Origin of the sequence: Streptomyces sp. NBC_01460, from assembly GCF_036227405.1 — a bacterium.
Taxonomy (GTDB): domain Bacteria; phylum Actinomycetota; class Actinomycetes; order Streptomycetales; family Streptomycetaceae; genus Streptomyces.
In genome coordinates this window covers 3524760-3547178 of the sequence record NZ_CP109473.1, presented here as the reverse complement: position 1 = coordinate 3547178, position 22419 = coordinate 3524760, and the positions used below count along the sequence as shown (strand labels likewise).

20 protein-coding genes, 1 tRNA gene and 1 pseudogene are annotated in these 22419 nt (G+C 69.6%); 8 read left to right on the top strand and 14 right to left on the bottom strand.

Features of this window, described 5'->3' with window-relative positions:
* The first annotated feature begins 31 nt into the window (after nucleotides 1-31).
* Together OG488_RS15640 and OG488_RS15635 are read left to right on the top strand one after the other, a co-directional pair.
* Nucleotides 32-1942, top strand: a complete 1911-nt coding sequence (locus tag OG488_RS15640; RefSeq protein WP_329229753.1) for an outer membrane protein assembly factor BamB family protein — start codon at nucleotides 32-34, stop codon at nucleotides 1940-1942.
* 246 nt (nucleotides 1943-2188) lie between these two features.
* Entirely contained in the window at nucleotides 2189-2878 is a 690-nt protein-coding gene (locus OG488_RS15635) for a helix-turn-helix transcriptional regulator (RefSeq protein WP_329238690.1), read from the top strand.
* Between the two features lie 32 nt (nucleotides 2879-2910).
* On the opposite strand, the gene OG488_RS15630 is transcribed toward OG488_RS15635, so the two are convergent.
* Together OG488_RS15630 and OG488_RS15625 are read right to left on the bottom strand one after the other, a co-directional pair.
* Nucleotides 2911-3198 carry a hypothetical protein gene (locus tag OG488_RS15630; protein ID WP_329229751.1) on the bottom strand — a complete coding sequence of 96 codons (288 nt, stop codon included), beginning with the start codon at nucleotides 3196-3198 and terminating at the stop codon, nucleotides 2911-2913.
* A 15-nt stretch (nucleotides 3199-3213) separates the two neighbouring features.
* A complete protein-coding gene (locus OG488_RS15625) occupies nucleotides 3214-4884 on the bottom strand; it encodes a sodium:solute symporter family protein (RefSeq protein WP_329229749.1) in 1671 nt (556 codons plus the stop codon).
* Between the two features lie 238 nt (nucleotides 4885-5122).
* Between OG488_RS15625 and galT the strand changes: the two genes are divergently transcribed.
* The 3 genes from galT to galK are packed head-to-tail and all read left to right on the top strand — an operon-like array spanning nucleotide 5123 to nucleotide 8315.
* A complete protein-coding gene (gene galT, locus OG488_RS15620) occupies nucleotides 5123-6166 on the top strand; it encodes a galactose-1-phosphate uridylyltransferase (protein WP_329229747.1) in 1044 nt (347 codons plus the stop codon).
* Nucleotides 6163-7143, top strand: coding sequence for a UDP-glucose 4-epimerase GalE (galE, locus tag OG488_RS15615; RefSeq protein ID WP_329229746.1), 981 nt, complete (start codon nucleotides 6163-6165; stop codon nucleotides 7141-7143). The genes galT and galE overlap by 4 nt, the downstream gene beginning before the upstream one ends.
* Nucleotides 7140-8315, top strand: coding sequence for a galactokinase (galK, locus tag OG488_RS15610; protein ID WP_329229745.1), 1176 nt, complete (start codon nucleotides 7140-7142; stop codon nucleotides 8313-8315). Before galE ends, galK begins: the two co-directional genes overlap by 4 nt.
* Here the strand turns inward: galK and OG488_RS15605 are convergent.
* Nucleotides 8305-8742 (bottom strand): annotated as a pseudogene (locus OG488_RS15605) (GNAT family N-acetyltransferase); the annotation flags it as partial. The gene galK and the pseudogene OG488_RS15605 overlap by 11 nt on opposite strands.
* A 270-nt stretch (nucleotides 8743-9012) precedes the next feature.
* Between OG488_RS15605 and OG488_RS15600 the strand changes: the two are divergent.
* A complete protein-coding gene (locus tag OG488_RS15600) occupies nucleotides 9013-9807 on the top strand; it encodes a response regulator transcription factor (RefSeq protein WP_329229743.1) in 795 nt (264 codons plus the stop codon).
* On the opposite strand, the gene OG488_RS15595 is transcribed toward OG488_RS15600, so the two are convergent.
* On the bottom strand, nucleotides 9766-10263 hold the full coding sequence (locus OG488_RS15595; RefSeq protein WP_329229742.1) for a MarR family winged helix-turn-helix transcriptional regulator: 498 nt from the start codon (nucleotides 10261-10263) through the stop codon (nucleotides 9766-9768). The genes OG488_RS15600 and OG488_RS15595 overlap by 42 nt on opposite strands.
* 89 nt (nucleotides 10264-10352) lie before the next feature.
* On the opposite strand from OG488_RS15595, the gene OG488_RS15590 reads away from it, so the two are divergent.
* Nucleotides 10353-11150 carry a trans-aconitate 2-methyltransferase gene (locus tag OG488_RS15590; RefSeq protein ID WP_329229741.1) on the top strand — a complete coding sequence of 266 codons (798 nt, stop codon included), beginning with the start codon at nucleotides 10353-10355 and terminating at the stop codon, nucleotides 11148-11150.
* Nucleotides 11151-11167: 17 nt separating this feature from the next.
* On the opposite strand, the gene OG488_RS15585 is transcribed toward OG488_RS15590, so the two are convergent.
* From OG488_RS15585 to OG488_RS15575, 3 genes are all read right to left on the bottom strand, one after another.
* Nucleotides 11168-11770, bottom strand: a complete 603-nt coding sequence (locus tag OG488_RS15585; RefSeq protein ID WP_329229739.1) for a Uma2 family endonuclease — start codon at nucleotides 11768-11770, stop codon at nucleotides 11168-11170.
* A gap of 103 nt (nucleotides 11771-11873) precedes the next feature.
* Nucleotides 11874-12560 (bottom strand): TetR/AcrR family transcriptional regulator, encoded by a 687-nt coding sequence (locus OG488_RS15580; RefSeq protein WP_073753171.1) that lies wholly within the window; start codon nucleotides 12558-12560, stop codon nucleotides 11874-11876.
* Nucleotides 12557-13543 (bottom strand): acyl-CoA desaturase, encoded by a 987-nt coding sequence (locus tag OG488_RS15575; protein WP_329229737.1) that lies wholly within the window; start codon nucleotides 13541-13543, stop codon nucleotides 12557-12559. The genes OG488_RS15580 and OG488_RS15575 overlap by 4 nt, the downstream gene beginning before the upstream one ends.
* Before the next feature lie 327 nt (nucleotides 13544-13870).
* Here OG488_RS15575 and ppc point away from each other — a divergent pair, with 327 nt between their 5' ends.
* Nucleotides 13871-16600 carry a phosphoenolpyruvate carboxylase gene (gene ppc / locus OG488_RS15570; protein WP_329229735.1) on the top strand — a complete coding sequence of 910 codons (2730 nt, stop codon included), beginning with the start codon at nucleotides 13871-13873 and terminating at the stop codon, nucleotides 16598-16600.
* Between the two features lie 34 nt (nucleotides 16601-16634).
* Here the strand turns inward: ppc and OG488_RS15565 are convergent, their stop codons facing one another.
* The 7 genes from OG488_RS15565 to OG488_RS15535 form a co-directional block, all read right to left on the bottom strand.
* The gene (locus OG488_RS15565) at nucleotides 16635-17105 is read right to left on the bottom strand and encodes a hypothetical protein (RefSeq protein WP_329229733.1); all 471 of its coding nucleotides are present in this window, start codon (nucleotides 17103-17105) and stop codon (nucleotides 16635-16637) included.
* Nucleotides 17106-17180: 75 nt separating this feature from the next.
* On the bottom strand, nucleotides 17181-17774 hold the full coding sequence (gene pth / locus OG488_RS15560; RefSeq protein WP_329229731.1) for an aminoacyl-tRNA hydrolase: 594 nt from the start codon (nucleotides 17772-17774) through the stop codon (nucleotides 17181-17183).
* Between the two features lie 123 nt (nucleotides 17775-17897).
* Nucleotides 17898-18476 carry a 50S ribosomal protein L25/general stress protein Ctc gene (locus tag OG488_RS15555; protein WP_329229729.1) on the bottom strand — a complete coding sequence of 193 codons (579 nt, stop codon included), beginning with the start codon at nucleotides 18474-18476 and terminating at the stop codon, nucleotides 17898-17900.
* Between the two features lie 188 nt (nucleotides 18477-18664).
* A complete protein-coding gene (locus tag OG488_RS15550) occupies nucleotides 18665-19642 on the bottom strand; it encodes a ribose-phosphate diphosphokinase (protein ID WP_329229727.1) in 978 nt (325 codons plus the stop codon).
* A gap of 119 nt (nucleotides 19643-19761) precedes the next feature.
* On the bottom strand, nucleotides 19762-21210 hold the full coding sequence (glmU, locus tag OG488_RS15545) for a bifunctional UDP-N-acetylglucosamine diphosphorylase/glucosamine-1-phosphate N-acetyltransferase GlmU (RefSeq protein ID WP_329229725.1): 1449 nt from the start codon (nucleotides 21208-21210) through the stop codon (nucleotides 19762-19764).
* Between the two features lie 108 nt (nucleotides 21211-21318).
* A tRNA-Gln gene (locus tag OG488_RS15540) sits at nucleotides 21319-21389 on the bottom strand.
* Between the two features lie 12 nt (nucleotides 21390-21401).
* Nucleotides 21402-22274 carry a hypothetical protein gene (locus OG488_RS15535; RefSeq protein ID WP_329229723.1) on the bottom strand — a complete coding sequence of 291 codons (873 nt, stop codon included), beginning with the start codon at nucleotides 22272-22274 and terminating at the stop codon, nucleotides 21402-21404.
* Nucleotides 22275-22419 lie beyond the last annotated feature (145 nt).

Here is a 22419-nt window from a genome sequence, read left to right as displayed (position 1 = left end):
CCTTCCCAGACCCCCCAGAGGTACGTACGCCATGAGCCAGCCGCCCCAGCCGCCCCAGCCCCCCAACGAACCGCCGCAGGGCGGGTTCGGCGCCCCGCAGGACCCGCCGCCCGGCGGATTCGGTGCGCCCACCCCGCCGCCCGCAGACCCGTTCGCCAAGCAGCCCCCGGCCGCACCGTCCACCCCGCCGGCCGACGGGTACGGCAGCCCGCCGCCGCCTCCGGCCGGTGGGTACGGCAGCCCGCCGCCCCCGCCCGCCGGTGGTTTCGGCGCCCCGCAGGGGCCCCCGCCCGGCCAGCCGCCGCAGAACCCCGCGTACGGCTACCCGCAGGCGCCGCCGCCCGGGCAGCCGCCGACCCAGCCCGGCTACGGCTTCCCGCAGGGGCCGCCCGGACAGCCCGGCATGCCCCCGCAGCAGGGGTACGGCTACCCGACCGCCCCGATGCACCCGCAGTACGCCGCACCCCAGCCGGGCGGCGGCAAGAAGTTCAGCACCCAGATGCAGATCATCGTCGCCGCGGTCGTCGCCGTGCTGCTGATCGTCGGCGGCGGGATCGTCTACTCCTCCAGCAGCGGTGACGACGGCGGCAAGCAGGACGAAGCCGCCTCGGCCGGAACCGACGGCGGCGAGGGCAAGGGCGGAGAGGGCGGCGGCCTGGCCGGCGGCACCGAGAAGGCACCGGCCGACACCAAGTCGAAGGTCGGCTTCCAGCTCCCCCACCCGAAGGTCACCGACACCACGGTCGTCGACGGGTCCTGGGTCACCGACAAGGCGTACGTGAAGACCGGCGTCAACGAGATCGTCGGCTACGACCTCGCCAAGGGCACCAAGCTCTGGTCGATCCCGCTCGCGGGCCAGGTCTGCGCCGCGTCCCGGCACATGAGCAAGGACTACAGGACGGCCATCGCCTTCCAGGAGGGCAAGCCGAGCGCCGCGGACAAGTACCCGTCCTGCAACCAGGTCGGCGCGCTCGACCTGGCCACCGGCAAGCTGCTGTGGAGCAAGTCCGTCACCTCGGCGTCCAACGGTGACGAGCCCGTCAGGTTCAACGAGGTCACCCTCAGCGGCTCCACGGTCGCCGCGGGCGGCACCAGCGGCGGAGCCGCCTTCAACCTGGCGAACGGCGCCGAGCTCTGGAAGCCGAAGACGGACACCAACAACTGCTACGACATGGGCTACGGCGGCGGCGACGCCCTCGCGGTCGTCCGCAAGTGCGGCAGCTACGACGAACCGCAGCTCACCATCCAGGCGCTGAACCCGGCCACGGGCGCACCGCTCTCCTCGTACAACATGCCGGCCGGCGTCGAGTACGCGAGCATCGTGTCCACCAAGCCGCTCGTCGTCGCGGCCGACGTCGGCGACACCGCCGGCGACGGCAGCAGCATCTCGGACTTCTTCTCCATCGACGCCGCCACCGGCAAGCTCATCGTCAGGATCTCGGCCGACGCGGACAAGTACGCCGCGGACTGCGGCTCCACCGAGGTCGAGAAGTGCACCTCCCTGGCGGTCGGCAACAACAGGATCTACGTGCCGACCGAGGAGCACGAGGGCGGTGGCGAGTACGGCGACACCAACGAGATCGTCGCCTTCGACCTCACCACCGGCAAGCTCGTCGGCGGCAGGGCGGACGCGGGCGACCGCTACACGCTGACCCCGCTGCGCATGGACGGCTCCAACCTCATCGCGTACAAGCGGCCCCCGTACGACAAGGGCGGCCAGATCGTCTCCATCGACGGCTCGACCTTCAAGGAGACCGTCCTGATGGTCAACCCGGACGACGAGTCGGTGCGCGAGGCGGAGACCAGCTTCTCCACCAACTACGCCGAGTTCATCTACGAGAAGGGCCGGCTGTTCATCTCCGAGCAGATGGTCAGCGAGCCCAGCAAGTCCAGTTCGCTGGACGACAAGCAGTTCCTCGTCGTCTCCTTCAGCACCGTCTGACCACCCGGGCCCCGGGCCCGGGTGAACCGTCACGGCCCTGCCGGTCGATCATCTGACCGGCAGGGCCGGTCGTTTTCCGACGGGCAAGTAGCCCTGAATGACGCAGAATTCGGCATTCTGGGGGGCTTCTGCCCGGTAGGGGGCGCGCCGCGTCGAACAAGCGTGTAACTTGCCGGGTCAGAGGGGCCGGGGGGCCTGTTCAGGGTTACGCAGCGGCACACCGCTGTACACATGGGGGCATTTCCGATGGGCGTGCGGCTCATGGTGGTCGATGACCACCGTCTGCTCGCCGAGGCACTCGCCTCGGCACTGAAACTGCGGGGGCACCGCGTGCTCGCGGCAGCCGCGCCGACGTCCGGGGCAGCGGAACTGGTCGTCAGCAGGGCGCCCGAGGTCTGCCTGTTCGGCACGGCGGCACCCGCCGAACCCGGCGTGTTCGACCCGATCGTGCGGATCGGGCGCGAACGCCCGCAGGTGGCCGTGGTGGTGCTCGGCCCGGTGCCGAGCCCGCGTGGCATCGCGGCGGCCTTCGCCGCGGGAGCGGCCGGCTACGTCCGTCACGACGAACGCATCGAGGGCGTCGAACGCGCGATGATCAAAGCGCGCGCGGGCGAGGCCGCGATAGCCCCGCAGCTGCTGCGGGGTGCCTTCGCCGAGCTCCTGCATCCGGTGGCCCAGCCGGACGACGAGGGGCAGCGGCTGCTGCGCATGCTGACCCCGCGCGAGGTCGAGGTGCTGGTGCGGGTCGCCGAGGGCGAGGACACCCGGCTGATCGCGGCCGGCATGGCGATCGCGCCGAGCACCGCCCGCACGCATGTGCAGCGGGTGCTGATGAAGCTCGGCGTCGGCTCCCGGCTGGAGGCCGCGGCGCTCGCCGCCCGCACGGGTCTGCTGGACCGGGCGGGAACGCCGCGGGGGCCGGACGGGCCCGCGTGAACGCGTGATCGTCCGGCCCCCGCGGGGCGCCGTCAGCTCTCCGGCGTGCCGGGGGACTCGTGGGGCACCTGGACGGGGCGCAGCTTCATCCAGATCAGGAAGAAGAGCCCGAGCGCCAGCATGGCCAGGCCGGTCCAGAGATTTATGTGGACCCCCTGGGCCTTCTTCAGGTCGGCGTCCGACGGATCGATGCCGGCGATGGTGACGATCACTCCGTAGACCACGAAGAGACCGCCGATGATCCGCCGGATGTCGAAGAGCCGGGCCGCGGTCGCGGACGTGCGCTCCAGTTCGGAGACTTCCTTGTGCAGGTCGGACATGGTGAGTGCCTCCGATCAGAGCGAGTAGGGCAGGTAGCAGAGGGCGGCGAGGACGATGGCGCCCCAGCCGAGCAGTGCGGGCTTGCGGTACCAGGCGCTGTCGCCCTCGTCCGGCGCCTCGTCGGCGTCCGGGGACTCCGTCCCGTAGACCAGACCGGCCAGTTCGGCGTCGGGCTTGGGAGCGGTGAAGAGGGTGACGGCGACCATGACGACCGCGCCGGCCACGAATCCGACGATGGCGGAGACGAAGTTGGCGCCCTGGTCGGACGGGATGTCGATGATGCCCTGCTCGTAGAAGACGAAGTAGTTCACCATCGCGGCCGTGGTACCGGCGACGAGGCCCCAGACACCGGACTTCATCGAGGCGCGCTTCCAGAACATGCCGATGATGAAGACGACGAACATCGGGACGTTGAAGAACGAGAACAGCGTCTGCAGGTACGTCATGATGTTGGAGAAGCTGGCGGCGATGAAGGCCGTGCCGATCGACGCCAGTACACCTACCGCGGTGATCACCCGGCCGAAGCGCAGGTAGTACGCGTCCGACTGGTCCTTCTTCACGTACCGCTGCCAGATGTCCGTGGTGAACACCGTGTTGAAGGACGACACGTTCGCCGCCATACCGGCCATGAACGCGGCCAGCAGACCGGTCACCGCGATACCGAGCACGCCGTTGGGCAGCAGTTCCCGCATCAGCAGCGGGATGGCGTCGTTGTACGTGAGGCCGGACTCCTTCGACCCGATGTTCGGCACGACGACGGCGGCGACCAGGCCCGGGATCATCACCACGAAGACGATGAAGATCTTCGGGAAGGCGGCGATCAGCGGGGTGCGCTGGGCGGCCGAGAGGTTCTTCGCGGACAGGGCGCGCTGCACCTCGGCGAAGTTGGTGGTCCAGTAGCCGAAGGAGAGGACGAAGCCCAGGCCGAGGATGATCGTCAGCCAGTTGGCGCCGAGCGGGTTGGCGTCACCGATGCCGGTGCCGCCCCAGGCGGACATGAAGTCCGCGCCGTGCTGCTTCTCCAGCGAGCCGCTGAGACCGTCCCAGCCGCCGACCCGCTTGAGGCCCAGGATGGTGAGGGGGATCAGCGCGGCGAGGATGACGAAGAACTGCAGCACCTCGTTGTAGATCGCGGAGGAGAGTCCGCCGATGGTGATGTAGAGCAGGACGAACACGCCGGCGACGACGATCGCGACCCAGCGATCCCAGCCCAGCAGCGCCTCCACGACGATCGACAGGGCGTAGAGGTTCACGCCCGCGATCAGGATCGCCGCGAAGGCGAAGAGTATGGAGCTCAGCAGGTGGGCCGACCTGTCGAAGCGCTGGAGCAGGAACTCCGGTACGGAGCGGACCTTCGACCGGTAGTAGAACGGCATCATCACCAGGCCGAGGAAGACCATGGCGGGGATGGCGCCGATCCAGTACCAGTGGACGACCGCGACGCCGTACTGCGCGCCGGTCGCCGCCATGCCGAGGATCTCGGTCGCGCCGAGGTTCGCCGCGACGAAGGCCAGACCGGTCACCCAGGCGGGCAGTGAACGTCCGGAGAGGAAGAAGTCGAGACTCGTCTTCACACTGGCCCGGGCGGCGAAGCCGATGCCGAGCACCACGACGAAATAGATCGCCAGGATTGTGTAATCGAGCCCGTTCGTGGGGAGCCGGAGCCCTTCGGCCAGATATTGCATGGGGGGTACTCGCTTCGTTGCGCGAACTGAACCTGTCGGAACCTACGCCTTTGTGTTCAGAAAATGAACAGCTTGAATGGCGTTCTTTGTTTGATCGTGATCGCACGGGGTGGAATGTCCGGTTCTGGCGACCCTCGGTCACCGGGTGGGCACAGGATTCGACGGCATTGACGGGCGTGTTGAGTTGTGATTTGTTATGTGCGGTTATGTTTGGGAGGGCGTCACATGGAGGAGCCTGGTGAAGAAGACGGTTACGACCCTCGCCGACGGCCGTGAGCTGATCTACTACGACTCCGCGGACGACACCGTCCGCGACGCCGTCGACATACGGCCGCTGGACGCCGTGTCGACGTCCTCGGAGATCCGCCACGACCCTCTGCTCGGCGACTCGGTGGCCATCGCCTCGCACCGGCAGGGGCGCACCTACCACCCGCCGGCCGACGAGTGCCCCCTCTGCCCCTCGCAGGAGGGCCGGCTCAGCGAGATCCCCGACACCGGCTACGACGTCGCCGTGTTCGAGAACCGCTTCCCCTCCCTCGCCGGCGACTCCGGCCGCTGCGAGGTCGTCTGCTTCACCTCCGACCACGACGTGTCCTTCGCCGGCCTCACCGAGGACCAGGCCGCCCTGGTCCTGGAGGCCTGGACCGACCGCACCGCCGACCTCGCCGAACTCCCGCAGGTCACCCAGGTCTTCTGCTTCGAGAACCGGGGCGCCGAGATCGGCGTCACCCTCGGACACCCGCACGGGCAGATCTACGGCTACCCCTTCGTCACGCCGCGCACCGGGCAGATGCTCCGCTCCATGGAGGCCCACCGCGCGGAGACCGGCCGCAACCTCTTCGACGACGTCGTCGCCCGCGAGCTGGCCGACGGGGACCGGATCGTCCTGGAGGGCGAGCACTGGGTCGCCTTCGTGCCGTATGCGGCGCACTGGCCCTACGAGGTCCACCTCCACCCGCGCCGCCGCGTCCCCGACCTCCGGGAGCTCGACGCGGGCGCGCGGACAGAGTTCCCACAGATCTATCTGGAACTCTTGAGGCGATTCGACCGGATCTTCGGCCCCGGCGAGCCGCCGACCCCGTACATCTCCGCCTGGCACCAGGCCCCGTTCCGGGTCCCCGGACGGGAGGAGTTCGGGCTGCACCTCGAGCTCTTCACCATCAGGCGGACCACCGGCAAGCTGAAGTTCCTCGCGGGCTCCGAGTCCGGCATGGGCGTCTTCATCAACGACGTGCCGCCGGAGGCCGCGGCCCAGCGACTGCGAGAGGTAGCGAGCGAGTGAGCAACACGGGCAAGAAGTACCTGGTGACGGGCGGCGCGGGATACGTCGGCAGTGTCGTCGCGGCACACCTGCTGGAGGCCGGTCACACCGTGACCGTCCTCGACGACCTGTCGACCGGCTTCCGGGAAGGCGTCCCCCAGGGCGCCGAGTTCATCGAGGGCCGCATCCAGGACGCCGCCACCTGGCTGGACCCCTCCTACGACGGGGTGCTGCACTTCGCGGCGTTCTCCCAGGTCGGCGAGTCCGTCGTCGACCCCGAGAAGTACTGGGTGAACAACGTCGGCGGCACCACCGCCCTCCTCGCCGCCATGCGCGACGCGGGCGTGCGCACCCTCGTGTTCTCCTCCACCGCGGCGACCTACGGCGAGCCGGTCTCCAGCCCCATCACGGAGGCCGACCCCACCGCGCCCACCAGCCCCTACGGCGCCTCCAAGCTCGCCGTCGACCACATGATCACCGGTGAGGCCACCGCGCACGGCCTGGCCGCCGTCTCCCTGCGCTACTTCAACGTCGCCGGCGCCTACGGCAGCTGCGGCGAGCGCCACAGCCCCGAGTCCCACCTCATCCCCCTGGTCCTCCAGGTCGCCCTCGGGCAGCGCGAGTCGATCTCCGTCTACGGCGACGACTACCCGACCCCGGACGGCACCTGCGTACGCGACTACATCCACGTCGCCGACCTCGCCGAGGCCCACCTGCTGGCCCTGGAGTCGGCCACCGCGGGCGAGCACCTCATCTGCAACCTCGGCAACGGCAACGGCTTCTCGGTGCGCGAGGTCATCGAGACCGTCCGCCAGGTCACCGGCCACCCCGTCCCCGAGACCGCGGCCCCCCGGCGCGGCGGCGACCCGGCCGTCCTCGTCGCCTCCGCCGCCACCGCCAGGGAGCGGCTCGGCTGGAAGCCGTCCCGTGCCGACCTGGCCGCCATCGTCGCCGACGCCTGGACGTTCGCCCGCCGAGAGGAGCCCACCGCACCATGACCGACAACGCCGAGCTCACCGCCTCCTTCACCGAGCTCTACGGGAACGCACCCGAAGGGATCTGGGCGGCACCCGGACGAGTGAACCTGATCGGTGAGTACACCGACTTCAACGGCGGCTTCGTCATGCCGCTCGCCCTCCCGCACCACGCCCGCGCCGCCGTCGCCCGCCGCACCGACGGACAGCTGCGCCTGCACTCCACCGACGTACCGGGCGGCGTCGTCTCCCTGCGCGTCGACGAGCTGACCCCGCACTCCGGCCACGGCTGGGCCGCCTACCCGGCCGGTGTCGTCTGGGCGCTCCGCGAGGCCGGACACGCGGTCCCCGGCGCCGACATCCAGCTCACCTCCACCGTCCCCGTCGGCGCCGGACTCTCCTCGTCGGCCGCACTCGAAGTCGTCACCGCGCTCGCGCTGAACGACCTCTTCGACCTGGGCCTCGACGCCCCGGAGATCGCCGTGGTGGGCCAGCGGGCCGAGAACGCGTTCGTCGGTGTGCCCTGCGGCGTCATGGACCAGATGGCCTCCGCCTGCTCCACCGAGGGGCACGCCCTGTACCTCGACACCCGCGACCTCACCCTGCGCCAGGTCCCCTTCGACCTGGCCGCGCACGGACTGCGGCTGCTCGTCGTGGACACCCGGGTCAAGCACGCCCTGGGCGACGGCGCGTACGCCGAGCGCCGGGCGGGCTGCGAGGCGGGAGCCCGGGCCCTCGGCATCGGCACCCTCCGCGACCTTCCGTACGAGGGCCTGGACACCGCGCTGGAGACCCTCGCGGCGGCGGGCGAGGACGAGTCCGTCGTGCGCTACGTCCGCCACGTGGTGAGCGACAACCACCGGGTGGAGCAGGTCATCGCGCTGCTCGACGCGGGCGACGTGCGCGCGGCGGGCCCGGTGCTGAACGAGGGCCACCGCTCGCTCCGCGACGACCTGCGGGTCTCGTGCCCGGAGCTGGACCTCGTGGTCTCGACGGCGAACACCGCCGGGGCGCTCGGGGCCAGGATGACCGGCGGCGGCTTCGGCGGCTCGGCGATCGTCCTGGTGGAGGAGGCGATGGCGGACACCGTCGCCAAGGCGGTCTCGGAGGCCTTCACCTCGGCCGGCTACGCCGCCCCAGGAGTCTTCCCCGCGGTTCCTTCGGCGGGGGCCCGCCGGCTCGCTCCAACCGCTTGACCAGGATCAGCTCCGCGACGCCGGGCGGGTAGTCCTCGACCGCGCCGACCACCTCGTACCCCTGCTTCCGGTAGAAGTCCGGGGCCTGGAAGTCCCAGGTCTCCAGCCGGGAGCGGGTGCACGCCCGGTCGTCGCGGGCGAGGCGCTCCGCCTCGGCGAGGAGCCGCGAGCCGAGGCCGAGGCCGCGGTGCCGGGCGTCGACCCAGAGCAGGTCCACATGGAGCCAGTAGGCCCAGGTCCGTCCGCTCAGCCCGCCGGCCAGCGCTCCCTCGCCGTCCAGGAGCCAGACCTCCAGCGGCACCTCGTGCTCGGCGGAGGTGGAATGCAGGGCGCGCAGCTCCGGTGATCCGTCCCAGTTGTCGTCGTGCAGCCGACGGCCCAGCAGAATACGACGTTCCTTGTCTACTTCTGTCTCAAGACGGAACATGAACAACACCCTAAACACCTTGAGCGGTCAGTTCCGCGAATCGCCTTCCGGCGCTCACCGCCCCCCGTACGCTGATGCTCAGCACCGGTGGGGGCCGGTGCCGTTTCAGGGGACGAGACAGTCGGATGCGACGCCCGGAGCGGGTGGCGGCCGGCACACGGCGGCGGCCGTGCGCGGGCGGACCACCGGAGTGCTCCGGGCGTCGTGTCCGCAGGGTCCGTCCCCGTCGGGGCAGGTTCGTGAACGGGGCGCCCCAGGAGTTCACACAGCATGGGGGTGTCTGTGGCTCGTATCCGGGTTCTGGTGGTCGACGACCACCGCATCTTTGCCGAGTCCCTCGCCGCGGCCCTCGCGGCCGAACCGGACGTCGACGTGTCCGCGGCGGGCAGCGGCCCCGCCGCGCTGCGCTGTCTGGAACGCGCGGCCGCCGAGGGGCGCCGTTACGACGTGATGCTGGTCGACGCCGAGCTCGGCGTCCTCACCACGGGCGGCACCCGGCCGGTTCCCGCGCAGCGCGGCGCACCGGACGACGGGACCGACGGCGGCGCGGTGGACGGCATCTCGCTGGTGGCCGGGGTCCGTTCGGGACGGCCGCACATCCGCACGGTGGTGCTCGCCGAGAAGGACGACCCGCGCCGGGCGGCGATGGCGCTCCAGGCCGGTGCCTCGGGCTGGGTCGCCAAGGACTGCTCCCTGCAACGGCTGCTGACCGTCATACGGGGTGTGCTGCGCGACGAGACGCATCTGCCGCCCGCCCTGCTGACCGGCGTGCTGCGGGAGCTGACGGCGGCCCGCAAGCACCGCACCGAGAGCGAGCAGCTCGTGGAGTCGCTGACGCCGCGCGAGCGTGAGGTGCTGCGCTGCATGGTGGCGGGGCTGGGCCGCAAGGCGGTCGCCGAGCGCCTCTTCCTGTCCCCGCACACGGTGCGTACGCACATGCAGAACGTCCTGGGGAAGCTGGGCGTGCACTCGACCCTGGCGGCCGTGGCGCTGGCCCGGCGGGCCGGGGTGGGCCCGGCCCCGCTATCCGGGGACGTTGTCGAACGGGGCGGTCAACTGGCGTAGCAGTCCCGCCAGTTCGGAACGCTGCTGGCGGGAGAGCTCACCCAGGATGGCCCGCTCCTGGTCGAGCAGGCCGGCGAGTGACTGGTCCGCCTTGTCGCGGCCCAGGTCGGTCAGCCGCACGAGGACACCGCGCCGGTCGCTCGGATCGGGAAGCCGCTCCACCAGGTGCTTCTTGGTCAGCCGGTCGATGCGGTTCGTCATCGTGCCCGAGGTGACCAGCGTCTGCGTGAGGAGCTGGCCGGGGGAGAGCTGGTACGGGGCGCCCGCGCGGCGCAGCGACGTCAGGACGTCGAACTCCCAGGGCTCCAGCTGGTGCTCCGCGAAGGCGATCCTGCGCGCCCGGTCGAGATGCCGGGCCAGGCGGGAGACGCGGCTCAGGACCTCGAGTGGTTCCACGTCGAGGTCAGGGCGCTCGCGGCGCCACGCAGCGACCAGTCGGTCGACCTCGTCCTCCATGTCGATCAGTGTAGAGGGTCCCTCGACATGAAGTCTCTTGAATTCAAGTGTCTTGACATCAAGAGACTTACGTGGTGATCCTGGACAGCATGACAGCACCCGTCTGGGACCCCGGCCAGTACCTCCGCCACGCCGACCACCGCACCCGCCCCTTCCACGACCTCCTGGCCCGGATCGGACCCCTCCCGCACGAACCCGCACCCCGGATCGCCGACCTCGGCTGCGGCGCCGGCAACGTCACCACCGTCCTCGCCGAACGCTGGCCCGCCGCCCGCGTCACCGGCTACGACACCTCCCCCCAGATGCTGGAGCGCGCCCGCACCCACGCCGGGCCCCTCCTCGACTTCACCGAGGCCGACGCCGCGACCTGGACGCCCACCGAGACGTACGACCTCATCGTCTCCAACGCCCTGCTCCAGTGGGTCCCCGGCCACACCGCCCGCCTCCCCCACTGGCTGGACGCCCTCACCCCCGGCGGCACCCTCGCCTTCCAGGTCCCCGGCAACTTCGACGCACCCAGCCACACCCTCATGCGCGAACTCGCCGAATCCCCCCGCTGGCGGACACACCTCGGCGGCCTCCTGCGCCACGGCGACGCCGTGCACACCCCCGCCGGCTACCTCGAACACCTCACCGCGCCCGGACGCACCGTCGACGTCTGGGAGACCACCTACCTGCACCTGCTCCACGGGGAGGACGCCGTCCTGGACTGGGTCAAGGGCACCGGCCTGCGCCCCCTCCTCGACGCCCTCGCCGACGACCCGGAGGCCCGCGACGCCTTCCTCGGCGAGTACCGCGACCTGCTCCGCACCGCCTATCCGGCGGGCCCGCACGGCACGGTCTTCCCGTTCCGCCGGATCTTCGCGGTGGCCCGCACGGCGGGCTGAACGCCCGCCCCGGGCGGTCACAGCGCTGCGAGCGCCTCCGCCGAGATGTCGATGTCGACGGGGAAGGGCACACCCGTCTTGAGTCGATCGTGATGGATTCCGGTCAGCGCGTACGCCTTCGTCACCGGATCCAGTTCGTAGACCCGCACCACCGGGTGCTGGTCCGTGCCGGTCATCTCGACCAGCCAGAAGTGCTCGATCCCGGCGGCCGCGTACTTGTGCGGCTTGGTTTCGCGGTCGCGGGCCTCGGAGTCCGGGGAGACCACCTCGACGGCGAGACGGACGTCGGCGGCCTGAAAACGGGTCTGCTCCAGATCGACGACGGCCGCGGCGCGCACAACGGACACGTCGGGTTCCGGGCCGTTTCGCCGGTCCAGCACCACGGTCATCTCGCGCTCGACCTTCAGATCCACCGGGACGCTGCTGCGCAGGCCATTCATCAGCAAGTCAATGGTCTTGGAATGGAAACGTCGCTGCGGACTCGCAAAAACCAGGCTCCCGTCGAGCAACTCCGTGTGCGGCGGGAGATCAGGCAAGGTGAACAGATCGTCCACCGTGTATCCGTCCTGGGGCGGCACCGGCCAGCGGCTGCTGTGCCCGGTGATCGGCTCGGCGGTCATGGTTCCTCCCATGGACGGGATTCTGGTCCTGCACCACCACAGTAGGGTCCGGTTCGCGGCTCCGTCATCACAACGAGTGATCACCCGCCCACGGCGGCCGGGCTCAGCTCTTCCGGTGGCCTATCAGCCGAGGCTTCGACTCCAGGTTCTCCAGCCCGTGCCACGCCAGATTCACCAGATGGGCGGCGACCTCCGCCTTCTTCGGCTTCCGTACGTCCAGCCACCACTGCCCCGTCAGCGCCACCATCCCGACCAGCGCCTGGGCGTACAGCGGGGCCAGCTTCGGGTCGAAGCCCCTCGCCTTGAACTCCAGGCCCAGGATGTCCTCGACCTGCGTGGCGATGTCACTGATCAGCGAGGCGAACGTGCCCGTGGACTGCGCGACCGGCGAATCACGGACCAGGATCCGGAACCCGTCCGTGTACGTCTCGATGTAGTCGAGCAGCGCGAACGCCGCCTGTTCCAGCAGCTCACGGGGGTGCCCCGCGGTGAGCGCCCCCGTCACCAGATCCAGCAGCTGGCGCATCTCGCGGTCCACGACGACGGCGTACAGCCCCTCCTTGCCGCCGAAGTGCTCGTAGACCACCGGCTTGGAGACCCCGGCACGCGCCGCGATCTCCTCCACCGAGGTGCCCTCGAAGCCCTTGTCGGCGAACAGGGTGCGGCCGATGTCCAGGAGCTGCTCGCGGCGCTCCTTGCCCGTCATGCGGACCCGCCGGGCCCTTCGCGTGGGGGCAGGCATGCTCTTCTCGCCGCTGGTGCTTCCGTCGGTCGCCACGTCGTCAATCATGCCGGGTCGGCGGCCGCGGGCTTGCGCCGGGAGGCGATACGCGACGCGTCGGGCCACCGCACGTCGTGCGCCCAGCCCAGCTTCTCGAACCAGCGGATCAGCCGGGCACTCGAATCGATCTGCCCCTTCATCACCCCGTGCCGCGCGCTCGTCGGGTCCGCGTGGTGCAGGTTGTGCCACGACTCGCCGCACGAGAGGACCGCCAGCCACCACACGTTCCCGGAGCGGTCACGCGACTTGAAGGGCCGCTTGCCGACCGCGTGGCAGATCGAGTTGATCGACCACGTCACGTGGTGCAGGAGCGCGACCCGGACCAGCGAACCCCAGAAGAAACCGGTGAACGCACCCCACCACGACCACGTCACCAGACCGCCGACCAGCGGCGGAATCGCCAGCGACAGGATCGTGAAACTGAGGAAGTGACGCGAGATCGCACGGATCGCCGGGTCCCTGACCAGGTCCGGGGCGTACTTCTGCTGCGGGGTCTGCTCCTCGTTGAACATCCAGCCGATGTGGGCCCACCACAGGCCCTTCATCAGCGACGGCAGGTTCTCACCGAACCGCCACGGCGAATGCGGGTCGCCCTCGGCGTCCGAGAACCGGTGGTGCTTGCGGTGGTCGGCGACCCACCGCACGAGGGGACCCTCCACCGCCATCGAGCCGGCGACCGCCAGAGCGATACGGAGCGGACGCTTCGCCTTGAACGAGCCGTGCGTGAAGTAGCGGTGGAAACCGATCGTCACGCCGTGGCAGCCCCAGTAGTACATGAAGACCAGCAGACCCAGATCGAGCCAGCTGACACCACGGCCCCAGGCCAGCGGCACCGCCGCGACCAGGGCGGCGAACGGCACCACGATGAACAGCAGCAGTGCGATCTGTTCGATCGAACGCTTCTTGTCTCCGCCGAGCGTGGCGGATCCGGCTGGGGAGTCGCCTGCCGCCGTCGGCAGGCCGTCGTCGATCACATCGGGGCTGGTGGGCATTGGGGAGTCCCCCGTGAGGTGAGGAAATATGACGGTATGAGCGGGCTACGCCTCCGTAACCTACGGCAACGTAAGTATGGCAGCGAAGAGGCCCGCGACACGTGAACACCGACGGGGCAACCCGTGTGCGACCGGCCCTCCAGCCTTCGTCTACCCCGGATCGGGCCCACCCCGCAGGGCAACGAGCACGCCCGTCGCCAGGACACCTATCCTGGGTGCGTCGGACAGCGCGGTCCGCACTCTGCATATCCGGGGTGCCCCGTCAGCACCGCGAGCGCCCCGGCCCCCCTGACAGACGTGCTCAACCACTGCAAGGAGCCGCACACTGTGAGCAGTGCCGACCAGACCCCTGCCGCCACCACCGAACTGCGGGCCGACATCCGCCGCCTCGGCGACCTGCTGGGCGAGACCCTCGTACGCCAGGAGGGCCAGGACCTCCTCGACCTCGTCGAGCGCGTCCGCGCCCTGACCCGCGAGGACGGCGAGGCAGCAGCCGAGCTCCTCGGCGACACGGACCTGGAGACCGCCGCGCAGCTCGTGCGCGCCTTCTCCACCTACTTCCACCTCGCCAACGTCACCGAGCAGGTCCACCGCGCCCACGAGATGCGCGACCGCCGGTCCGCCGAGGGCGGGCTCCTCGCCCGCACCGCCGACCGCCTCAAGGACGCAGATCCCGAACACCTGCGCGAGACGGTCAAGAACCTCAACGTCAGGCCCGTCTTCACCGCACACCCCACCGAGGCCGCACGGCGCTCCGTACTCAACAAGCTCCGCCGCATCGCCGAGCTCCTCGAAACCCCGGTCATCGAGGCCGACCGCCGACGCCAGGACATCCGCCTGGCCGAGAACATCGACCTCATCTGGCAGACCGACGAACTCCGCGTCGTCCGCCCGGAGCCCGCCGACGAGGCCCGCAACGCCATCTACTACCTCGACGAACTCCACGCCAACGCGGTGGGCGACGTCCTGGAGGACCTGGCAGCGGAACTGGAACGCGTCGGCGTCGAACTGCCCGCCGACACCCGCCCCCTCACCTTCGGCACCTGGATCGGAGGCGACCGCGACGGCAACCCCAACGTCACGCCCACCGTCACCTGGGACGTGCTCATCCTCCAGCACGAGCACGGCATCACCGACGCCCTCGAACTCGTCGACCAGCTGCGCGGACTGCTCTCCAACTCCATCCGCTACACCGGAGCCACCGACGAGCTCCTCACCTCACTCCAGACCGACCTGGAGCTGCTCCCCGAGATCAGCCCCCGCTACAAGCGGCTGAACGCCGAGGAGCCCTACCGGCTCAAGGCCACCTGCATCCGCCAGAAGCTCGTCAACACCCGCGAGCGCCTCGCCTCCGGCACCCCCCACCGCCCCGGCTGCGACTACCTCGGCACCGCCGAACTCATCGCCGACCTGGCCCTCATCCAGACCTCCCTGCGCGAACACCGCGGCGGACTCTTCGCCGACGGCCGCATGAACCGCACCATCCGCACGCTCACCGCGTTCGGCCTCCAGCTCGCCACCATGGACGTCCGCGAACACGCCGACGCCCACCACCACGCGCTCGGCCAGCTCTTCGACCGCCTCGGCGAGGAGTCCTGGCGCTACTCCGACATGCCGCGCGACTACCGGCAGAAGCTCCTCGCCAAGGAACTCCGCTCCCGCCGCCCCCTCGCCCCCACCCCGGCTCCGCTCGACGCCGCCGGCGAGAAGACACTCGGCGTCTTCCACACCATCAAGCAGGCCTTCGAGCGCTTCGGCCCCGAGGTCATCGAGTCCTACATCATCTCGATGTGCCAGGGCGCCGACGACGTCTTCGCCGCCGCGGTCCTCGCCCGCGAGGCCGGCCTCATCGACCTCCACGGCGGCTGGGCCAAGATCGGCATCGTCCCGCTCCTGGAGACCACCGACGAGCTCAAGGCCGCCGACGTCATCCTCGACGAGATGCTCGCCGACCCCTCCTACCGCCGCCTCGTCTCACTCCGCGGCGACGTCCAGGAGGTCATGCTCGGCTACTCCGACTCCTCCAAGTTCGGCGGCATCACCACCTCCCAGTGGGAGATCCACCGCGCCCAGCGCCGGCTCCGCGACGTCGCCCACCGCTACGGCGTACGCCTGCGCCTCTTCCACGGCCGCGGCGGCACCGTCGGCCGCGGCGGCGGCCCCTCGCACGACGCGATCCTCGCGCAGCCCTGGGGCACCCTCGAGGGCGAGATCAAGGTGACCGAACAGGGCGAGGTCATCTCCGACAAGTACCTCATCCCCGCCCTCGCCCGCGAGAACCTCGAACTCACCGTCGCGGCCACCCTCCAGGCCTCCGCACTCCACACCGCACCCCGCCAGTCCGACGAGGCCCTGGCCCGCTGGGACGCGGCCATGGACACCGTCTCGGACGCCGCCCACGCCGCCTACCGCAAGCTGGTCGAGGACCCCGACCTGCCGACGTACTTCCTCGCCTCCACCCCGGTGGACCAGCTCGCCGACCTGCACCTCGGCTCGCGGCCCTCCCGCCGACCCGGCTCGGGCGTCTCGCTCGACGGACTCCGCGCCATCCCGTGGGTCTTCGGCTGGACCCAGTCGCGGCAGATCGTCCCCGGCTGGTTCGGCGTCGGCTCCGGCCTCAAGGCACTGCGCGAAGCCGGCCTCGACACCGTCCTCGAAGAGATGCACGAGCAGTGGCACTTCTTCCAGAACTTCATCTCCAACGTCGAGATGACCCTGGCCAAGACCGACCTGCGCATCGCCCAGCACTACGTCGACACACTCGTCCCCGACGAGCTCAAGCACGTCTTCGACGACATCCGCGCCGAACACGAGCTCACCGTCCAGGAAGTCCTCAAGGTCACCGGCGGCAAGGAACTCCTCGGCACCAGCCCGGTGCTCCAGCAGACCTTCGCCATCCGCGACGCCTACCTGGACCCGATCAGCTACCTCCAGGTCTCCCTGCTCGCCCGCCAGCGACAGGCGGCCGAACGCGGCGAGGAGCCCGACCCGCTGCTCGCACGAGCCCTGCTGCTCACCGTCAACGGTGTGGCCGCCGGCCTCCGCAACACGGGCTGACCCCCCGCGGGACCACCCCGCGGGTGCGGCCCTGTCAGAGGGCGACGAACGTCGCCGTCAGCAGGGCCGCACCCGCGATCCCCGCCCCCCACGCCGTCCGCGTCAGCCGCATCCCGCCACCGATCACCAGAGCGGCCAGCAGCAGCGCACCACCCAACGGCACCCAGGCATGCAGAAAGCCCGGCGTCCCGGTACGCACCACGTCACCGGTCCCGGGCTTCACCACGACGGGGAAACGCGCCCCCTTCTTCACCGCGACGGACCGCTCGATCGTCACCGCGGACCGCTCCTCCGCGTCCGCGTCCGGAGCGAACGACCCCGTGCAGGCATCCTCACCGCACGCCGTCACCACCATCGTGCCGTGCTCACGCCCCTTGGCCAGGACTATGTGGTGCGCCGTGTCCCACGACGACCACACACCCGCGACCAGCAGCAACACGACGACACAGCCGGCGGCGAACGTACGGCCATGAGCCACCAGCCGGTGGGAGGAACTCCGCTTCATGGGGGCAGATCCTTGGGCAGAGCCCTGCCACCGGTCAACCTGTGGCCGAAAAACACCCAGGAACCAGCAGGAATGTCAGGAGTTGTACGCGGACTGAGCCCGCTCCAGCCCCTCCGCCAGCAACGACTCCACCGCATCCGCCGACCGGTCCACCAGATACCCGAGCTCCTTGCGCTCCGTACCCGAGAAATCCTTCAGAACGAAGTCGGCGACCTGCATCCGCCCCGGCGGCCGCCCGATCCCGAACCGCACCCGGTGGTAGTCCGGACCCATCGCCTTCGTCATCGACTTCAACCCGTTGTGCCCGTTGTCCCCACCGCCCAGCTTCAGCCGCAGCATGCCGAAATCGACGTCCAGCTCGTCGTGCACCGCCACCACGTGATCCAGCGGCACCTTGTAGAAATCACGCAGCGCCGTCACCGGACCACCCGACAGATTCATGTACGACATCGGCTTCGCCAGCACCACCCGACGGCTCAGCGGCCCCGGCGGACCGATCCGCCCCTCCACCACCTGAGCCTGCGCCTTCTGCGCCCGCTTGAACTTCCCGCCGATCCGCTCCGCCAGCAGATCCGCCACCATGAAACCCACGTTGTGCCGGTTCGCCGCGTAGTCGGGGCCGGGATTGCCGAGGCCCACGATCAGCCAGGGGTCGTTGACGTCGGACATCGCGCGGGGTCTCCTCGGATACGGGCGAGCGGCTGAGCACACGGCTGTGGACACAGGGAAACGGGGCGGCGGAACCCCCGGAAGGGAACCGCCACCCCGTCAGTGAAGCAGGTGGGGCGAGGATCAGGCCTCGGCGGGAGCCTCCTCGGCGGGGGCCTCCTCGACCTGCGCCGCCACGACCTGGAGCACGACCGCGTCCTCGTCACCGGCGAGCACGGAGCCCTTGGGCAGCGGGATGTCCTTCGCCAGGATCGAGTCGCCCGCGTCCAGACCCGCGACCGAGACCGTGACGGACTCGGGGATGTGGGTGGCCTCGGCCTCGACGAGCAGCGTGTTCTGCACGTACTCCAGCAGGTTGCCGCCCGGGGCCAGGTCGCCCTCGACGTGCACCGCGATCTCGACCTCGACCTTCTCGCCGCGCTTCACGGTGAGGAGGTCGACGTGCTCGATGTTGCCCTTGATGGCGTTGCGCTGCACGGCCTTCGGGATGACCAGGGCGTCCTTGCCGTCGATCTCGAGACCGATGAGGACGTTGGCGGTACGGAGCGCGAGCTGCAGCTCGTGGCCCGGCAGGTTGATGTGAACCGGCTCAGCACCGTGGCCGTAGACGACCCCGGGAACCAGGTTGGCACGGCGGGTGCGACGGGCAGCGCCCTTGCCGAACTCCGAACGGACCGTTGCGTCGAGCTTGATCTCAGCCATGCTGCACTCCTCGTAAGGTGACGAAAAACCGATGGTCACCCGGCCCACGACAGGCCTGCTACGAAGAGCGCGTCGATAACGGACCACCGATCCCCATGACCACGCATGAGAACGGCCTCCCTCGCCGAGCAACTCGCTGAGTCTACCCGGCGGGGAGGCCGCACCCAAAGTCGATCACCCGCAGGTGGTCACTCCTGCTCCTCGAACAGGCTCGTCACCGAACCGTCCTCGAAGACCTCACGGACCGCACGCGCGATCGTCGGCGCGATGGACAGCACCGTGATCTTGTCGATCTCCAGCTCACCCGGCGTCGGCAGCGTGTCCGTGAACACGAACTCGCTCACCTTCGAATTCTTCAGCCGGTCCGCGGCGGGGCCGGAGAGCACCCCGTGCGTCGCCGTCACTATGACGTCCTCCGCGCCGTGCGCGAACAGGGCGTCCGCGGCCGCACAGATCGTGCCACCCGTGTCGATCATGTCGTCGACCAGGACACACACCCGGCCCTCGACGTTACCGACGACCTCGTGCACGCTCACCTGGTTCGGAACGTCCTTGTCACGACGCTTGTGGACGATCGCCAGCGGCGCGTCCAGACGGTCGCACCAGCGGTCGGCGACGCGCACACGGCCGGCGTCCGGCGACACGATCGTCAGCTTCGACCGGTCCACCTTCGCACCGACGTAGTCCGCCAGGATCGGCAGCGCGAACAGGTGGTCCACCGGGCCGTCGAAGAAGCCCTGGATCTGGTCCGTGTGCAGATCGACGGTGAGGATGCGGTCCGCACCCGCCGTCTTCATCAGGTCCGCGACCAGACGCGCCGAGATCGGCTCACGGCCACGGTGCTTCTTGTCCTGGCGCGCGTAACCGTAGAACGGCACGATCACCGTGATCGACCGTGCCGAGGCGCGCTTCAGCGCGTCCAGCATGATCAGCTGCTCCATGATCCACTTGTTGATCGGAGCCGTGTGGCTCTGGATCAGGAAGCAGTCGGCGCCACGTGCGGACTCCTGGAAACGCACGTAGATCTCACCGTTGGCGAAATCGAAGGCCTTCGTCGGCACGAGACCGACACCCAGTTGATGTGCGACCTCCTCGGCCAGCTCGGGGTGGGCGCGGCCGGAGAAGAACATCAGTTTCTTCTCGCCGGTCGTCTTGATCCCGGTCACAGCACAGTCTCCTCAGACGTGTATCTGGCACCGCGCGCATAGGTCCCGATGTGCGACGAGCCAGCCGAAATGGGTGAGCATCTATCACGGTACGCCGCCTTCGGCGCACCTGTTTCCGGTCAGCTTTCGCCGTCGGGCTCCTGAGCGGCAGCCAGGGCGGCCTGCGCCGCAGCGCTTCCGGGACGCTTCCGAGCGACCCAGCCCTCGATATTCCGCTGCTGGCCCCGGGCGACGGCCAGTGAGCCGGACGGTACGTCCTTGGTGATGACCGAACCCGCGGCCGTGTAAACGCCGTCCCCGACCGTGACAGGCGCCACAAACATATTGTCCGACCCGGTCCGGCAGTGCGAACCGATCGTGGTGTGGTGCTTGGCCACCCCGTCGTAGTTCACGAACACGCTCGCCGCACCGATGTTGGTGTGATCGCCGATCGTCGCGTCCCCGACATAACTCAGGTGCGGCACCTTCGTGCCCTCGCCGATCGTCGCGTTCTTCATCTCGACGTACGTACCCGCCTTGGCCTTCGCACCCAGCCGCGTACCCGGGCGCAGATACGCGAACGGACCCACGGTCGCCCCCGGGCCCACCTCCGCGCCGTCCGCGACCGAGTTGTCCACCCGCGCGCCCGCGCCGACGGCAGTGTCCTTCAGACGGGAGTTCGGGCCCACCTCGGAGTCCTCCGCGAGATGCGTCGTCCCCAGCAGCTGCGTCCCCGGGTGCACGACCGCGTCGCGCTCGTACGTCACCGTCGCGTCGATCAGCGTCGACGCCGGGTCCACGACCGTCACACCGGCGAGCATCGCGCGCTCCAGCAGCCGCTCGTTGAGCAGACGCCGGGCCTCCGCCAGCTGGAGACGGTTGTTGATCCCCAGGATCTCCCGGTGGTCGGCCGCGACCGAGGCGCCGACACGGTGCCCCGCCTCACGCAGGATCGACAGCACGTCGGTGAGGTACTCCTCGCCCTGACTGTTGTCCGTACGCACCTTGCCGAGCGCCTCGCCGAGCAGCCGGCCGTCGAAGGCGAACACCCCGGAGTTGATCTCACGGATCGCGCGCTGCGCCTCGGTGGCGTCCTTGTGCTCGACGATCTGGGTGACCGCCCCGGTGCCCGCGGCACGGACGATCCGGCCGTAGCCGGTCGAGTCCGGGACCTCGGCGGTCAGCACGGTGACGGCGTTCGCGTCGGTGGCGTGGGTGGAGGCCAGCGCGGAGAGCGTCCCGCCGGAGAGCAGCGGGGTGTCGCCGCAGACCACGATGACGGTGCCGTCCACGGTGCCGCCGAGCTCCTCGAGCGCCATCCGGACGGCGTGGCCGGTGCCGTTCTGCTCGGCCTGGTAGGCGGTGCGCACGGGGGCGTCCCCGGCGGAGAGGTGTGCGGTGACCTGCTCACTGGCGTGGCCGACGACCACGACGAGGTGCTCGGGGTCCAGCTCACGGGAGGCGGCGACGACATGTCCGACGAGCGAGCGCCCGGAGATCTCGTGCAGGACCTTGGGGGTCTTCGACTTCATGCGGGTGCCCTCACCCGCTGCGAGGACGACGACGGCTGCCGGGCTGATGGCGCTCACGGATGTGCCCTTCGGCTTCGGGTGGTGGACATCCGCAGGATACCGGGGGCGTTTACGCCCGAAACGAGCGCGGGCCCCGACCGGTGAGGTCGGGGCCCGCGCTCGGAGCTCCCGGGGAAGGAATCGAACCCTCATTCAATGGACCAAAACCATTTGTCCTGCCATTAGACGACCCGGGATGGTCTATGGCGCTATGTCCGATTCTCTTGATCGGTGCATTTCGCAGCCCCTACTATGCCGCACCACCAGCCCTCGATGCGACGGTACAGGTCCGCACTTTTCAGAACTCGGACCACAAGGCAACCTCGGTAACCCTCACCTGTGTTCTTCCGATTCGTCTTCGGGGTGTGCCTTTTGAGCGTGGTCTTGCCGAACGCGGAGGCCGTGGCGCCCGTGAGGTCGGCCCAGTAGCGCTCCGCCGCTGTGACGTCGGCCGTCTCGTGGATGTGGACGTGGAACCGGAGGTGCTCCGGAGATACGCCCAGGAGGCGTAGCCACGCGAGGTAGACGGAGATCATGTCGGGATCGCTGTTGATGAAGGTGACCCTCTCCTGTGAACGGTAGGGCTTCGACTTGCTCCCCTCCGCCCAATAGAGGCCCACGCCGACCAGGAACAGTTCGCGCGGGCTGAGTGAGCTGATCTCGGCCGCCGCCGCCTTCTTCGTCCGTACACGTTCGGTAGCGCGGCGTTGAAGAGTCGCTTCCCAGCCGCGACGGGCGATCGCGGATGCCTGCTCAGCGGTGCGTCTGCGTTCCGGCTTCGGCAGATCCCGCACCCATAGCGAGATCGACCCCTTGGAACACCCCAGCTCCACCTGGATCTGGTCGTAGGTCATGCCCTGGAGCCGCAGCTCCCGGGCCTTCGTGCGCAGGTCGTCCTTGGCGTTCGGGCGCTTCGTCCACTCCGGGGCCGGCTCGCCCTCCAGGAGGCGATTGAGGATGTCGTTGTTGTCGACGAACAGCCGGTCGCGGATCTGGCGACGGCTCAGCCCCTCCCTCCGCAGTGCGACCGCCTTCTCGCGCAGCCCTTCGAAGTCCGCGTACTTGCCGCTGGCATGTGTCATACGGACAGCGTCGTCCGGAATGCGGACGTCCGGGTCGAAAGAGTGCTCGTATCACCGGATCGTGCGATCTGCCTGTGTTTGGCGTACGACCGGTTACTTTCCGTGCTGATGGAGTCTCCGGAAAAACAGATGCGCCCGCCCGTAC

Excerpts from the sequence above, each read along its gene's own strand:
- pth (WP_329229731.1), bottom strand. The coding sequence starts at position 17,774 with ATGTCCGACGTCAACGACCCCTGGCTGATCGTGGGCCTCGGCAATCCC.
- OG488_RS15590 (WP_329229741.1), top strand. The coding sequence starts at position 10,353 with ATGACAGCACCCGTCTGGGACCCCGGCCAGTACCTCCGCCACGCCGAC.
- OG488_RS15625 (WP_329229749.1), bottom strand. The coding sequence starts at position 4,884 with ATGCAATATCTGGCCGAAGGGCTCCGGCTCCCCACGAACGGGCTCGAT.
- OG488_RS15585 (WP_329229739.1), bottom strand. The coding sequence starts at position 11,770 with ATGACCGCCGAGCCGATCACCGGGCACAGCAGCCGCTGGCCGGTGCCG.
- galK (WP_329229745.1), top strand. The coding sequence starts at position 7,140 with ATGACCGACAACGCCGAGCTCACCGCCTCCTTCACCGAGCTCTACGGG.
- OG488_RS15600 (WP_329229743.1), top strand. The coding sequence starts at position 9,013 with ATGGGGGTGTCTGTGGCTCGTATCCGGGTTCTGGTGGTCGACGACCAC.
- OG488_RS15635 (WP_329238690.1), top strand. The coding sequence starts at position 2,189 with ATGGGCGTGCGGCTCATGGTGGTCGATGACCACCGTCTGCTCGCCGAG.
- OG488_RS15640 (WP_329229753.1), top strand. The coding sequence starts at position 32 with ATGAGCCAGCCGCCCCAGCCGCCCCAGCCCCCCAACGAACCGCCGCAG.
- OG488_RS15630 (WP_329229751.1), bottom strand. The coding sequence starts at position 3,198 with ATGTCCGACCTGCACAAGGAAGTCTCCGAACTGGAGCGCACGTCCGCG.
- OG488_RS15555 (WP_329229729.1), bottom strand. The coding sequence starts at position 18,476 with ATGGCTGAGATCAAGCTCGACGCAACGGTCCGTTCGGAGTTCGGCAAG.
- OG488_RS15580 (WP_073753171.1), bottom strand. The coding sequence starts at position 12,560 with ATGATTGACGACGTGGCGACCGACGGAAGCACCAGCGGCGAGAAGAGC.
- OG488_RS15535 (WP_329229723.1), bottom strand. The coding sequence starts at position 22,274 with ATGACACATGCCAGCGGCAAGTACGCGGACTTCGAAGGGCTGCGCGAG.
- OG488_RS15595 (WP_329229742.1), bottom strand. The coding sequence starts at position 10,263 with ATGGAGGACGAGGTCGACCGACTGGTCGCTGCGTGGCGCCGCGAGCGC.
- OG488_RS15565 (WP_329229733.1), bottom strand. The coding sequence starts at position 17,105 with ATGAAGCGGAGTTCCTCCCACCGGCTGGTGGCTCATGGCCGTACGTTC.
- OG488_RS15575 (WP_329229737.1), bottom strand. The coding sequence starts at position 13,543 with ATGCCCACCAGCCCCGATGTGATCGACGACGGCCTGCCGACGGCGGCA.